General features: G+C 74.3%; 9 protein-coding genes. 5 read left to right on the top strand and 4 right to left on the bottom strand.

The features are described from left to right. The first annotated feature begins 185 nt into the window (after positions 1-185). From ACZ6EJ_RS25100 to ACZ6EJ_RS25090, 3 genes are all read left to right on the top strand, one after another. A complete protein-coding gene (locus ACZ6EJ_RS25100) occupies positions 186-1,457 on the top strand; it encodes a sensor histidine kinase (RefSeq protein WP_469270197.1) in 1,272 nt (423 codons plus the stop codon). Continuing rightward, the gene (locus tag ACZ6EJ_RS25095) at positions 1,454-2,227 is read left to right on the top strand and encodes a response regulator (protein ID WP_469270196.1); all 774 of its coding nucleotides are present in this window, start codon (positions 1,454-1,456) and stop codon (positions 2,225-2,227) included. The genes ACZ6EJ_RS25100 and ACZ6EJ_RS25095 overlap by 4 nt, the downstream gene beginning before the upstream one ends. Positions 2,228-2,414: 187 nt before the next feature. Next, positions 2,415-5,564 carry an efflux RND transporter permease subunit gene (locus ACZ6EJ_RS25090; RefSeq protein WP_469270195.1) on the top strand — a complete coding sequence of 1,050 codons (3,150 nt, stop codon included), beginning with the start codon at positions 2,415-2,417 and terminating at the stop codon, positions 5,562-5,564. Positions 5,565-5,720: 156 nt separating this feature from the next. Here the strand turns inward: ACZ6EJ_RS25090 and ACZ6EJ_RS25085 are convergent, their stop codons facing one another. Both ACZ6EJ_RS25085 and nadA read right to left on the bottom strand, forming a co-directional pair. Continuing rightward, complete coding sequence (locus tag ACZ6EJ_RS25085) at positions 5,721-8,042, bottom strand: ATP-binding protein (protein WP_469270193.1); 2,322 nt, start codon at positions 8,040-8,042, stop codon at positions 5,721-5,723. 334 nt (positions 8,043-8,376) lie between these two features. Next, positions 8,377-9,564, bottom strand: coding sequence for a quinolinate synthase NadA (gene nadA, locus ACZ6EJ_RS25080; RefSeq protein WP_469270192.1), 1,188 nt, complete (start codon positions 9,562-9,564; stop codon positions 8,377-8,379). A gap of 222 nt (positions 9,565-9,786) precedes the next feature. Here nadA and ACZ6EJ_RS25075 point away from each other — a divergent pair, with 222 nt between their 5' ends. Further along, a complete protein-coding gene (locus tag ACZ6EJ_RS25075) occupies positions 9,787-10,143 on the top strand; it encodes an iron-sulfur cluster assembly accessory protein (protein ID WP_006123927.1) in 357 nt (118 codons plus the stop codon). Positions 10,144-10,228: 85 nt separating this feature from the next. Here ACZ6EJ_RS25075 and ACZ6EJ_RS25070 read toward each other — a convergent pair whose 3' ends face one another. Next, positions 10,229-11,653, bottom strand: coding sequence for a hypothetical protein (locus ACZ6EJ_RS25070; RefSeq protein ID WP_469270190.1), 1,425 nt, complete (start codon positions 11,651-11,653; stop codon positions 10,229-10,231). Positions 11,654-11,851: 198 nt separating this feature from the next. Continuing rightward, positions 11,852-12,049 (bottom strand): hypothetical protein, encoded by a 198-nt coding sequence (locus ACZ6EJ_RS25065; RefSeq protein ID WP_469270189.1) that lies wholly within the window; start codon positions 12,047-12,049, stop codon positions 11,852-11,854. 158 nt (positions 12,050-12,207) lie between these two features. On the opposite strand from ACZ6EJ_RS25065, the gene ACZ6EJ_RS25060 reads away from it, so the two are divergent. Next, on the top strand, positions 12,208-13,182 hold the full coding sequence (locus ACZ6EJ_RS25060; protein WP_469270187.1) for a carbohydrate kinase family protein: 975 nt from the start codon (positions 12,208-12,210) through the stop codon (positions 13,180-13,182). Position 13,183 lies beyond the last annotated feature (1 nt).

Genomic DNA, 13,183 nt, shown 5'->3' with positions numbered 1-13,183 from the left:
TCCCCCCCCCCCCCCCCCCCCCCCCCCCCCCCCCCCCCCCCCCCCCCCCCCCCCCCCCCCCCCCCCCCCCCCCCCCCGGGCCCCCGCCGTGCGGGCCGCGGGCCGTGTCCGCCGCACCGAGCCGGATCGGTCGCATCGTCCGGAAACAGCGACGGCTCACGGGGTACGCCGTACCGTTGCTGGACGTGACCACCCTCTCGACCGGGTTCGCGCGGACCCGCCACTGGCTCCGGGACCACCCCCTCGCGTTCGACGCGACCCTCGCCCTGATCCTCCTCGCCTCGATGATCTGCGGCTCGTTCGCCGACCCCCGCACCGGTCACGCGCCGACCTTCGGCACCCGCACCCCCGAACCCTTCAGCGTCCTCCTCATGGTGCTCGCCGCCGTCGCCCTCGTCCTGCGCCGGCGCCGCCCGATGGCGGTGCTCGCCGCCACCGGCGCCCTCGCGGCCGTCGAGTTCGTCCTGATGGACCCCCCGGCCCCGGTCGTCATGAGCACCGTCATCGCGCTCTACACCGTCGCCTCGCGCACCGACCGCCCCACCACCTGGCGGGTCGGGCTGCTGACCATGGGGGCGCTGACCGTGGTCGCCATGGTCTTCGGCTCCACGCCCTGGTACAGCCAGGAGAACCTGGGCGTCTTCGCCTGGACCGGGATGGCCGGCGCCGCCGGGGACGCCGTACGCAGCAGGCGCGCGTTCGTCGACGCCATCAGGGAGCGCGCGGAGCGGGCCGAGCGCACCCGCGAGGAGGAGGCCCGCCGCCGCGTCGCCGAGGAGCGGCTGCGGATCGCGCGGGACCTCCACGACGTCGTCGCCCACCACATCGCCCTGGTCAACGTGCAGGCCGGGGTCGCCGCCCACCTCATGGACCGGCGCCCGGACCAGGCCAAGGAAGCCCTCGCCCACGTCCGCGACGCCAGCCGCTCCGCACTCAACGAACTCCGGGTCACCGTGGGGCTGCTGCGCCAGCAGGGCGAACCCGCGGCCCCCACCGAACCGGCCCCCGGACTCGCCGTCCTCCACGAGCTGGTGGACACCTTCCGCCACGCCGGACTCCCCGTCGAGGTGGCCTGCGACGCCGAGGAGGCCCGGCTGCCCGCCGCCGTCGACCTGGCCGCCTACCGGGTCGTCCAGGAGGCCCTGACCAACGTGCGCAAGCACGCGGGCGGCGGGTCCAGGGCCGAGGTGAGCGTGGTCCGGGTCGGGGCCACCGCGGAGATCACCGTCCTCGACGACGGCCGGGGCGGCGCGGCCGCCCGCCCCGACGGCGGCCCGGACGGCGGCGGCCACGGCCTGGTCGGTATGCGCGAACGCGTCACCGCCCTCGGCGGATCCCTCACCGCGGGACCTCGGTACGGCGGCGGGTTCCGGGTCCATGCGATCCTGCCGGTCGAGGCCCGCACGGGCGAACCGGAGCTGCCGGAGACGGCGGGCGGGACGGGGAGACGCCGATGACGCGAGCGACACCGACACCGGCACGGACGCCGAAGCCGGCGCGGGAGCGGCGACCGCTCGCCGAGCCCCCGCCGCAGCCGACCGGGCCCATCCGGGTGCTGCTCGCCGACGACCAGGCGCTCCTGCGCAGCGCGTTCCGGGTCCTGGTGGACTCCGAGCCGGACATGGAGGTCGTCGGGGAGGCGGCGGACGGGGCGCAGGCCGTCGAACTGGCCCGCGCGACCGGCGCGGACGTGGTGCTCATGGACATCCGGATGCCCGGCACGGACGGGCTCGCCGCCACCCGCGCGATCAGCGCCGACCCCGAGCTGTCCGGCGTACGGGTGGTCATGCTCACCACCTTCGAGGTCGACGAGTACGTGGTCCAGTCGCTGCGCGCCGGAGCCTCCGGCTTCCTCGGCAAGGGAGCGGAGCCGGAGGAGCTGCTCAACGCCATCCGGATCGCCGCGGCGGGCGAGGCGCTGCTCTCCCCGGCGGCGACCAAGGGGCTCATCGCCACCTTCCTGGCCCAGGGCGGGAGTTCGGGCGAGGGACCGGACAGCGCGGCGTACGAGCGACGGCTCGGCGCGCTCACCGGCCGGGAGCGCGAGGTCCTGGTCCTGGTCGCGGGCGGCCGCTCGAACGACGAGATCGCCGAACGCCTCGCGGTCAGCCCCCTCACCGTCAAGACCCATGTGAACCGGGCGATGGCGAAGGTCGGGGCCCGCGACCGCGCCCAACTGGTCGTGATCGCCTACGAATCCGGCCTGGTGCGCCCCCGGGCGGAGTGACCGGGAGGAGTACGGCGTACACAGGCGTACTCCACCTGCGGTACGGGCGGCGCGAGAAAACAACCCGAGGGGCGACGTTTCCGCGCCGCGGCCGGGAGAGGGTCGGGAGTGGACTGAGGGAGTGGCGTCCACCGTGCCCACCCCTTCGCGCCCCTTAGCCGCACGCCACAGAAGAGAGACCCCACCCATGTCCTGGCTGTCCAGATTCAGCCTCGCGCAGAGGGCCCTGATCGGGCTGATCTCGATCGTCGCGCTCGTCTTCGGCGCGATAGCGATCCCGCAGCTCAAGCAGCAGTTGCTGCCCACCATCGAACTGCCGATGGTCTCGGTGCTGGCGCCCTACCAGGGTGCGTCCCCCGACGTGGTCGAGAAGCAGGTCGTCGAGCCGCTGGAGAACGCCATCAAGGCGGTCGACGGCGTGGAGGGCATCACCTCGACCGCCTCCGAGGGCAACGCGGTGATCATGGCGTCCTTCGACTTCGGGGACGAGGGCACCAAGCAGCTCGTCGCCGACATCCAGCAGGCGGTGAACCGGGCCCGCGCCCAACTGCCCGAGGACGTCGACCCGCAGGTCATCGCCGGCTCCACCGACGACATCCCCACCGTCGTCCTCGCGGTCGCCTCCGACAAGGACCAGCAGGCGCTGGCCGACCAGCTCGACCGCACGGTCGTCCCGGCCCTCCAGGACGTCGAGGGCGTCGGCCAGGTCACGGTGGACGGGGTCCGGGACCTCCAGGTCTCCGTCGTGCCCGACGACGGGAAGCTCGCCGCCGCCGGTCTGAACGCGGGCTCGCTCGCCCAAGCCCTCCAGGCGGGCGGCGCCACCCTGCCGGCCGGCGCGTTCTCGGAGTCCGGCAAGAGCCGCACCATCCAGGTCGGCGGCGGCTACACCTCCCTGCGGCAGATCGAGGACCTCCGGGTCGTCGCCAAGGACCCCGCGGGCGGCAAGCCGGGTAAGCCGGTCCGCCTCGGCGACGTGGCCGAGGTGCGGCAGGAGCCGTCCGCGCCCGTCTCCCTCACCCGCACCAACGGCAAGCCGAGCCTGGCCGTCATGGTGACGATGGACAAGGACGGCAGCGCCGTCGCCATCTCGGACGCCGTCCAGGACAAGCTGCCCGGCCTGCGCCAGGACCTGGGCGACGGCGCCGAGCTGACCGTCGTGTCCGACCAGGGACCCGCCGTCTCCAAGTCGATCTCGGGGCTGACCACCGAAGGCGCGCTCGGCCTGGTCTTCGCGGTCGTGGTGATCCTGGTCTTCCTCGCGTCGATCCGCTCCACGCTGGTCACCGCGGTCTCCATCCCGCTCTCCGTGGTCCTCGCGCTGATCGTGCTCTGGACGCGCGACCTGTCGCTGAACATGCTCACCCTCGGGGCGCTGACCATCGCCATCGGCCGGGTCGTCGACGACTCGATCGTCGTCCTGGAGAACATCAAGCGCCACCTCGGCTACGGCGAGGAGCGCCACGCGGCGATCGTCACCGCGGTCAAGGAGGTGGCCGGAGCGGTCACCTCCGCCACCCTGACCACCGTCGCCGTCTTCCTGCCCGTCGGCCTGGTCGGCGGCATGGTCGGCCAGCTCTTCGGGTCCTTCTCGCTGACCGTCACCGCGGCCCTGCTGGCCTCGCTGCTGGTCTCGCTCACCGTCGTCCCCGTGCTGTCGTACTGGTTCCTGCGGGCGCCCAAGGGCACCCCCGAGGACGCGGCGGAGGCCCGCCGCCTGGCCGAGGAGAAGGAAGCCGCCAGCAAGCTCCAGCGGATCTACGTCCCGGTGCTGCGCTTCGCGACCCGCCGCCGGATCACCAGCCTCCTCATCGCCGTCGCCGTGCTGCTGGGCACCTTCGGCATGGTCCCGCTGCTGAAGACGAACTTCTTCGACCCCGGCCAGCAGGAAGTCCTCACCGTCAAGCAGGAGCTGCCGCCGGGCACCAGCCTGGAGGCGTCCGACGCGGCGGCCCGCCGGGTCGAGAAGGTCCTCGCCGCCGACAAGGGCGTCAAGGACTACCAGGTCACCGTCGGCTCCTCCGGCTTCATGGCCGCCTTCGGCGGCGGCACCGGCTCCAACCAGGCGTCCTTCCAGGTCACCCTGAAGGACGCCGCCGACTACGAGGACGCCCAGAACCGCATCGACGACGCCCTCGGCGCGCTCGACGGCATCGGGGACACCACCATCACCGCGGGCGACGGCTTCGGCGCCCAGGACCTCAGCGTGGTGGTCAAGGCCGCCGACGCCGGCACCCTCCGCAAGGCCGCCGACGCGGTCCGCGCCGAGGTCGCCACCTTGAAGGACGTCACCGACGTCCAGAGCGACCTGTCGCAGAGCGTCCCGCGCATCTCCGTCACGCCCAACGAGAAGGCGGCCGCCGCCGGATTCGACTCCACGGCGCTGGGCGGCATCGTCGCCGGAGCCGTACGGGGCACCCCCGCCGGCACCGCGACGCTGGACGACACCGAGCGCGACATCGTCGTCACCTCGTCCCGCCCGGCCACCACCATGGCCGAGCTGAAGGCCCTGCCGCTCGGCCCGGTCCAGCTCGGCGACATCGCGGACGTGGAGCTGACGCCCAGCCCCGTCTCCACGACCCGGATCGACGGCCGGCGGGCCGCGACGATCACCGCCAAGCCCGTCGGCGACAACACCGGCGCGGTCGGCACCGAGCTGGCCTCGAAGATCGACGCCCTGGACCTCCCCGCCGGCGCCACCGCCACCGTCGGCGGCGTCACCGAGGACCAGGAAGACGCCTTCGCCAAGCTCGGCCTCGCCATGCTGGCGGCCATCGCGATCGTCTTCATGCTGCTGGTGGCCACCTTCCGGTCGCTCGTCCAGCCGCTGATCCTGCTGGTCTCCGTGCCGTTCGCGGCGACCGGGGCCATCGGCCTCCTGCTGGTCACGGGCACCCCGCTGGGCGTCCCCGCGATGATCGGCATGTTGATGCTCATCGGCATCGTGGTCACCAACGCGATCGTGCTGATCGACCTGATCAACCAGTACCGCGCCCAGGGCCTCGGCATCGTGGAAGCCGTCGTCGAGGGCGGCCGCCACCGCTTCCGCCCGATCCTGATGACGGCGCTGGCCACCATCTTCGCCCTGCTCCCGATGGCGCTCGGCGTCACCGGCGAGGGCGGCTTCATCTCGCAGCCGCTGGGCGTCGTGGTGATCGGCGGCCTGCTCAGCTCCACCCTGCTGACCCTGCTGCTCGTGCCGACGCTGTACGCGATGGTCGAGCTGCGCAAGGAGCGCCGCGCCGCGAAGAAGGCGGCCAAGCGCGCGTCGAAGGGCGACGTGCCGCCCCGGCCCGAGCCCGAGGAGGCCCGCGCGACCGAGTCCGCGCAGGCCTGACCGAGGGGGAGGGGCCTGTTCCACGCATCCGCGTGGAACAGGCCCCTTCGCGTCACCCCAGCGGGGCCCGCCCGCGTCCCGCACCCCGGCGCGGAGCCTGCCCGGCGCGCGGGCGCCCCGCGGATCGCGGCGAGTCGGGGCGGGGGCCGGTGGGCGTCAGGCGTCGCCGCCCAGCGCCCGGATGATCCCGCGCCACGTCTCCCCGTGCGGTTCCGGGTGGCGGACGGTGAGGGCGGCCATCTCCCGCAGCAGGCGGGCGCGGGTCTCCTCGGAGGCCCGGTGCAGGAGCGCGCTCAGGTCGCTCGGGTGGAAGCCCTCCTTCGCCCCCGCGAACACCAGGGCCACCTGCGCGTGGGTGAGCGAGGAGAGCCTGTCGCCGAAGACCTGCCCCTCGATGCCCCCGCCGTGCATGAGCGCCGTGCCGTCCCCGGCCTCCAACGCCCGGTCCACGTACGCCTGCAGGGCCTCCCGGTCCGTCACGAGGCGGTACGCGGCGTCCAGGCCCGCGGTCCGGCCGATGTCGAGCAGGGCGACGTGGGCCAGCGGGGTCAGCTCGGGCGGCTTCACCGTCAGCAGGCGCGGGTGCTCCTCCAGGTAGGCCCGCGACTCCGCCCAGTCCGTGTACTCCAGCCACTGGGCCAACTGCTCCGCGAGGATCAGCGGATCGTAGGCGGCGGTCACCCCGTGGGCGAGGACGGCCTCGCGGAGCAGGGCGTGGCGCCGTGCGCCGTCCGGGTCCAGCACCGCCAGCTCGCCCAGCGCCGTCGCCGCCTCCTCGCCGCCGAGGACAGCGGCGTTCGCGGACCAGAAGTCGCGGGAGCGGGGCCAGTTCGGCACGAACATCCAGGCGCTGACGAGGTCCAGGGTCCCCTGCGGCAGGGCGAGCCAGTCCGGTACGGGCGTGAACGTCTCCTCCTCCCACGCCGTGTGCACCGCCGCCGGATCGCCGTACGCGCGCAGCGCCTGCCGGGCCCGTACGGTCACGGCGTCCGCCCCCGCGTTCCTCTCCGCGTCCTCGTCCAGCCACGTCACCAGCTCGGTCAGGCCGGTCGCCGGCCAAGGGGCGGGGCAGCGCAGCAGGAAGGCGCTCCGCTCCACCCGCAGCCGCCGGGCGGCCGCCGGGTCGGCCGGGGCGAGCGCCTCGACGGCCTCGTCGAACGCCCCGATCGCCGCCGCGTGCCCGCCGGTCCGGGCCAGGGCGCGGGCCAGGTCGCCGAGCGCGGAGACCAGGGCGGCGGCGGGGCCGCCGGGGCTTCCCAGCGCCAGGGACCGGTTGAGGGCCACCGCCTCCCGGAACGCCTCCACCGCCCCCTCGGCGTCCCCGTTCACCTCCACGTACGTGCCGAGCATCCGGAGGCAGTCGGCCAGCTCGACCAGGCAGGCGTCCCCCTGTTCCCGCAGCAGCTCGACGGCCTCCCGCGCCGGGGGCAGGGCGCTCTGCGGGTCGCCGGTGCCGGCCAGGCTCCGGGCGAGGGTGCGCAGGGCGGCGGCGAGGGCGGGGCGGGCGGACGCGGAGCCCTCCGCGGCCGACGTGCGGCAGAGGGCGACGGCCTCCTCCGCCGCCCGCAGGCCCGCCGCCGGGTCGCCGGCCCGGTCGAGGTGACCGGCCAGCTCGTCCAGCGCCGCGGCCAGCTCCGGACGGTGGACGGCCGGTCGCCGCAGGGCGAGTTCGCGGAAGCGGTGGCACGCCTCCCGAGCCGCTTCGACCGCCCCGGACGCGTCGCTCACCGCCGCGCGGTGGGTGCCGAGGGCGTGGAGGGCGGAGGCGAGCCGGGGCAGGAAGGACTCCGGGTCCTCCTCGGCGAGGGGCCGGAGGAGACCGACCGCCTCCTCCGCGTGGGGCACGGCCGCCACCGGCTCACCGGCCGCCGCCAGGTGCCGCGCGTACCGCAGCAGGTACTCCGCGAGCGCCGGGACGGACGCGCCCGGCCGCTCCTCCTCGACCAGCTCGCGCTGGAGCCGTGCGGACTGCTTCGCGAACGACGCGGCGGTCGCCCGGTCCCCGGTGTCGGCGATCCGGTCGCCCAGCGCGCCCATGGTCAGGGCCAGCTCCGCCTGGAACTCCCCCGGCCGCGCCATCCCCAGCTCGGCGTACGCCTGCGCGGCCTCCTCCGCCGGGGGCCGGGCGCCGGTGTGGTCCCCGACGGCGGCGAGCCGGTTCGACAGCCGGTGCAGGGCCCCGGCCAGCTCGGGCCGGAAGCCGCCCGGCGGGTCCTCGTCGAGGGACCGGTAGACCTCGACCGCCTCCCTGGCGGGGGGAACGGCTCCCGCCAGGTCCCCGGCCTCGGCCCGGAGGGCGGACAGGGCGCTCAGGGCGTCGGCCAGGCCGGGCAGCCCGGTGGCGGGGTCGCGTTCGGCGGCGCTCCGCCGGCTCCGTACCTCTTCCTCCGCCCGCGGCAGGCCCCCCTCGGCCACCACCCCCACACCCGTCCCGCGCGCCTCGTCGCCCACGCCCGTCCCACGGTCCTCGTAACTCATGCCCGCCCCATCTTCCTCGCCGTACATCCGGTCGGCCTCGTCGATCCCGCCACGTGGAGGTTCGTCGCGGTGAGTAGCAGCGTAGTGACGGTCAGGAGGGGAGGGGTGCCGTACGGAAAAGATTCAGGGCCATGACCCTGATGCGGCGGAAGCCCGCCCCGAGCCGGGCCGGGAGCTTGTCGATCGGCGCCGACGCGACGAAGGGGGGGTCCCCGTGCGGGCGGGACCGGCCGCGCACGACGTCTCCGGGCCCTGCGCGCAAGCGTGAGGCCCGCCCCACCGCCGTCCAGCGGTGGAGCGGGCCTCACGGTCGCCGCGCGGGAGCGGGCTGGGGCTACGGCAGCGCCAGCATCCGCTCCAGGGCGAGCTTGGCGTACTTCTCCGTCTCCGGGTCGACCTCGATCCGGTTGACCAGCTTGCCGTCGGCCAGCGACTCCAGGGTCCAGACCAGGTGCGGCAGGTCGATGCGGTTCATCGTCGAGCAGAAGCAGACCGTCTTGTCGAGGAAGACGATCTCCTTGTCCTCGGCAGCGAAACGGTTCGCCAGCCGGCGGACCAGGTTCAGTTCGGTGCCGATCGCCCACTTGGAGCCGGCCGGGGCCGCCTCCAGCGCCTTGATGATGTACTCCGTCGAACCGACGTAGTCCGCGGCGGCGACGACCTCGTGCTTGCACTCCGGGTGCACCAGCACGTTGACCCCCGGTATCCGGGCCCGGACGTCCTCGACCGACTCGACCGAGAAGCGGCCGTGGACCGAGCAGTGGCCGCGCCACAGGATCATCTTCGCGTCCCGCAACTGCTCGGCGGTGAGGCCGCCGTTCGGCTTGTGCGGGTTGTAGAGGACGCAGTCCTCCAGCGTCAGCCCCATCTCGCGCACGGCGGTGTTGCGCCCCAGGTGCTGGTCCGGGAGGAAGAGGATCTTCTCGCCCTGCTCGAAGGCCCACTCCAGAGCCCGCCGCGCGTTCGACGAGGTGCAGATCGTGCCGCCGTGCCGGCCGGTGAAGGCCTTGATGTCCGCCGAGGAGTTCATGTACGAGACGGGCACCACCTGATCGGCGATCCCGGCCTCGCTCAGCACGTCCCAGCACTCGGCGACCTGCTCGGCGGTGGCCATGTCGGCCATCGAGCAGCCGGCCGCCAGGTCCGGCAGCACGACCTTCTGGTCGTCCGTCGTCAGGATGTCGGCGGACTCGGCCATGAAGTGCACACCGCAGAAGACGATGTACTCCGCCTCCGGGCGCGCGGCCGCGTCGCGGGCGAGCTTGAACGAGTCGCCGGTGACGTCCGCGAACTGGATGACCTCGTCGCGCTGGTAGTGGTGGCCGAGGACGAAGACCTTGTCCCCGAGCCGCTCCTTCGCGGCGCGGGCGCGCTCCACGAGGTCCGGGTCGGAGGGGGAGGGGAGATCGCCGGGGCATTCGACGCCGCGCTCGCTCCTCGGGTCGGCCTCGCGGCCGAGCAGCAGCAGCGCGAGCGGTGTCGGCTGTACGTCCAGGGGCTGGGCCGTGGTCACGTCACGCACCCTTTCTTCTCTGCGAACTCGCCTTTTCGTCTATTTGACACTATTGATGATAGCCGGTTCATGTCAGATTGACGATGCCGATAGCGTCGATGTGACGCATCCCCCGGACCACCGGGTGTGCGAGCATGAAAAGGAACAGACAAGCGCTTGGCCCGGAATGAATCCGCGGCTGGGGCGGTTGAACCGTCGGCAAGCAGTCCGTACAACCCGGGAGAGAAGCAGATGTCCGTATCGGACGAGACCACCACCGTGAGCGACGGCATCCTCCTGTCCGACGCCGCCGCCGCCAAGGTCAAGGCCCTGCTGGAGCAGGAAGGCCGCGAGGACCTGGCGCTGCGCGTCGCCGTCCAGCCCGGCGGCTGCTCGGGCCTGCGCTACCAGCTCTTCTTCGACGAGCGCTCGCTCGACGGCGACGTCGTGAAGGACTTCGACGGCGTCAAGGTCGTCACCGACCGGATGAGCGCTCCGTACCTGGGCGGCGCTTCCATCGACTTCGTCGACACCATCGAGAAGCAGGGCTTCACGATCGACAACCCCAACGCCACCGGCTCCTGCGCCTGCGGCGACTCGTTCAGCTAGGCGCCACGCGCGAACGCACGGCACACGGCGGCCCTCGGGACTCCTCCCGAGGGCCGCCGCCGTGTGTCCCGCTCCCCGCCCGGCCTCAGCGGCGCGGCACCGTGCCGCCCGAGGCCGCGTCCACCACCCTCCGGTCGCCGAGCGGCTCGTCCAGCGCCACCGTCCGCGTCAGCTCCTTGGCGATCATGATGCAGGCCCGCCCGTCCTTCCGCGGCTCCTCCGCCACGGAGATCCGCACCTGGCCCGCGCTCTCCTCGGCGCTCGCCGTGTACGTACCGCACACGCCGCCCCAGAACGTCACCTCCAGCGTCCGGCCGTCCGCGCCGTACGAGGTCACCTTCCGCTCCCCGGCGGGCGCCGGCGTCTCCGGCCGCTCGTCGGACTCCGCGGCCACCGCGGTCTGCGTCACCGTGCTCTCGGGGCCGCCCGGCGTCTGCCGGACCGTGAACAGCCACGCCGGCACGAGCGCCGGCCGGCCGTCCACGTGCTGCGGGGCGAGGCCGAACACCGCCTCCCGGACCGTCTGCGTCACCGTCGCCCGCTTGCCGTTGGACGGCACGCACCGCGGCTGCGAGGCCGCCGCCCCGTCCTCCAGCGGTACGGGGGTGGCGCAGCCGCCGACGTCCCGGCCGCCGTCGCCCCGGCGCGCGCTCGCCGCGTTCAGCCGCTCCAGCGCCTCCGCGGCGCCGACCACCGGCTCGACGTCGCCCTTCTCCAGCGCCTTCAGACGCCCGCTGCCCCCGGTCACCTCGCCGTCCGGCCCCACCGCGACCCCGGTCGCCCAGCCGTACGTGGGGAGCCCGTCCACCTTCGGGTCGGCGTTCACCACCCGGACGCCGCCCGACGACTGGCCCGCGTCCAGGACCGCGTCGTCCTGCCCGACCGCCTTGAGCACCGGGGCCGCGGCCGCCTTGGCCGCCCGCTCGCTCACCGGATCGCCGCCCGGCTCGGAGGGCCCGCTCCCGTTCGCGCACATCCGCCCCGGATCGCAGGGCTTCACCGGCGTGGTGCGGGCGAAGGTCCAGGCGCCGGGCGACCGCTTCTCCACCTTCAGGAGCGCGCCCGGACCGTCGGCGTCACCGACCACCCACGACGCGCCCTCGGCGCGCGGCGAGCCCGCGAGGCCCAGCGCCTTCGCCAGCCGGGCGACGTCGGCCGGCGCGACCGCGCCCGCCGCCCGGTGCACCGCCGCCCCGTCCGGGCCGTCGGGCAGCTCGCCCGCCGCCCGGTAGACCACCGGCGGACCGTGCGGATCCGGTTCGCCCGGCGCGATGCCCGGCGCGGTCGGGTCCGGGCCGGCCTCGGCCGGCGCCACGACCGGCGGGGAGGCCGGGCCGCGCGCCGCGCCGCCCTCCGGGGTGTCGCCGCCGCCGACGCCGGGGGCGGACGAGGCCCAGTACGCCCCACCGCCCCCGGCCAGCAGTACGGCCGCGGCCACCGCGGCCACCGCGAGCGGCGGACGCCGCCGCCGGGGACCGGTCACGTCGTTGTCGGGTCGCTCGGTGCTCACCGGATCGCTCCTTCGACTGCGTCGCCGCCGCGGTGACTACCGCGTGCCCCCGGACGGGGACACCGGTGGGACGGAGCGCGGCAGCGCGCGGTTCCCCGGCGGCGGCCCGGCCCCGGCGCGGCCGACCCGCCGTGCCGTCCGCGCCGGGGCCGGCGCGGACGGCCGGAACGCGCCGCCGCCCGGAGACGCAGCCCGCGCTCAGTCCCCGTAGTCGGCCATCGCGTCGACCAACCGGGTGGACGAGGGCGGGACCGTGACGCCGTGCAGACGGGGCCGCTCCACCGGCGCGGGGGAGGTCCGCGCGGGGACGACCCAGTGCGGCGCCATCCTCGCGCAGTCGCCGCGCAGGGCGGCCAGACTCGGTTCCGGCTCGGGAGATGCGATGGGGTTCGCCATGTCCGCACCGTAACCACGGCCACCGCTCGGGCAGAAGGCCCTACTATCGGGTAGTTTCCCCTTGTGCCCGACCGCGGGGCCACCCGGTAGCGTGAACTGTCACGCCGTCCCGGAGGGAGCAGTCACGGCCCTTCGCCTTCCGCAGGAGTAGCCTCCCCGTGCGTATCGCAGTCACCGGCTCCATCGCCACCGACCACCTGATGACGTTCCCCGGCCGATTCGCCGACCAACTGGTCGCGGACCAGTTGCACACGGTCTCCCTCTCCTTCCTGGTCGACAACCTCGACGTGCGCCGGGGCGGTGTCGCCGCCAACATCTGCTTCGGCATGGGCCTGCTCGGCACCCGCCCGATCCTGGTCGGCGCCGCCGGGGCGGACTTCGACGAGTACCGCGCCTGGCTCGACCGGCACGGCGTCGAGACCGCCTCGGTCCGCATCTCCGAGGTCCTGCACACCGCGCGCTTCGTCTGCACCACCGACGCCGACCACAACCAGATCGGCTCCTTCTACACGGGCGCCATGAGCGAGGCCCGCCTGATCGAGCTGAAGAGCGTCGCCGACCGCGTCGGCGGCCTCGACCTCGTCTCCATCGGAGCCGACGACCCCGAGGCGATGCTCCGCCACACCGAGGAGTGCCGCTCCCGGAACATCCCGTTCGCCGCGGACTTCTCGCAGCAGATCGCCCGGATGGACGGCGAGGAGATCCGCATCCTCCTCGACGGCGCCACGTACCTCTTCTCCAACGAGTACGAGAAGGGGCTCATCGAGTCCAAGACCGGCTGGAGCGACGAGGAGATCCTCGCCAAGGTCGGCCACCGGGTCACCACCCTCGGGGCGCGCGGCGTGCGCATCGAGCGGGTCGGCGAGCCGGTCATCGAGGTCGGCTGCCCCGAGGAGGAGACCAAGGCCGACCCCACCGGCGTCGGCGACGCCTTCCGGGCCGGCTTCCTCTCCGGCCTGGCCTGGGGCGTCAGCCTGGAACGGGCCGCCCAGGTCGGCTGTATGCTCGCCACCCTCGTCATCGAGACCGTCGGCACCCAGGAGTACACCCTGCGCCGCGCCCCCTTCATGGACCGCTTCACCAAGGCGTACGGCGACGAGGCCGCCGCCGAGGTCAGCCGGCACCTGGCGTAGG

It is taken from the genome of Streptomyces sp. NPDC041970, from assembly GCF_055588985.1.
The sequence above is the reverse complement of the archived record's forward strand: the minus strand, read 5'-3'. Positions and strand labels throughout refer to the sequence as shown.

What these genes read in the sequence shown, in the direction of transcription:
- ACZ6EJ_RS25095 (WP_469270196.1), top strand. Translation starts at nt 1,454, where the DNA reads ATGACGCGAGCGACACCGACACCGGCACGGACGCCGAAGCCGGCGCGG.
- ACZ6EJ_RS25090 (WP_469270195.1), top strand. Translation starts at nt 2,415, where the DNA reads ATGTCCTGGCTGTCCAGATTCAGCCTCGCGCAGAGGGCCCTGATCGGG.
- ACZ6EJ_RS25085 (WP_469270193.1), bottom strand. Translation starts at nt 8,042, where the DNA reads ATGAGTTACGAGGACCGTGGGACGGGCGTGGGCGACGAGGCGCGCGGG.
- ACZ6EJ_RS25075 (WP_006123927.1), top strand. Translation starts at nt 9,787, where the DNA reads ATGTCCGTATCGGACGAGACCACCACCGTGAGCGACGGCATCCTCCTG.
- ACZ6EJ_RS25065 (WP_469270189.1), bottom strand. Translation starts at nt 12,049, where the DNA reads ATGGCGAACCCCATCGCATCTCCCGAGCCGGAACCGAGTCTGGCCGCC.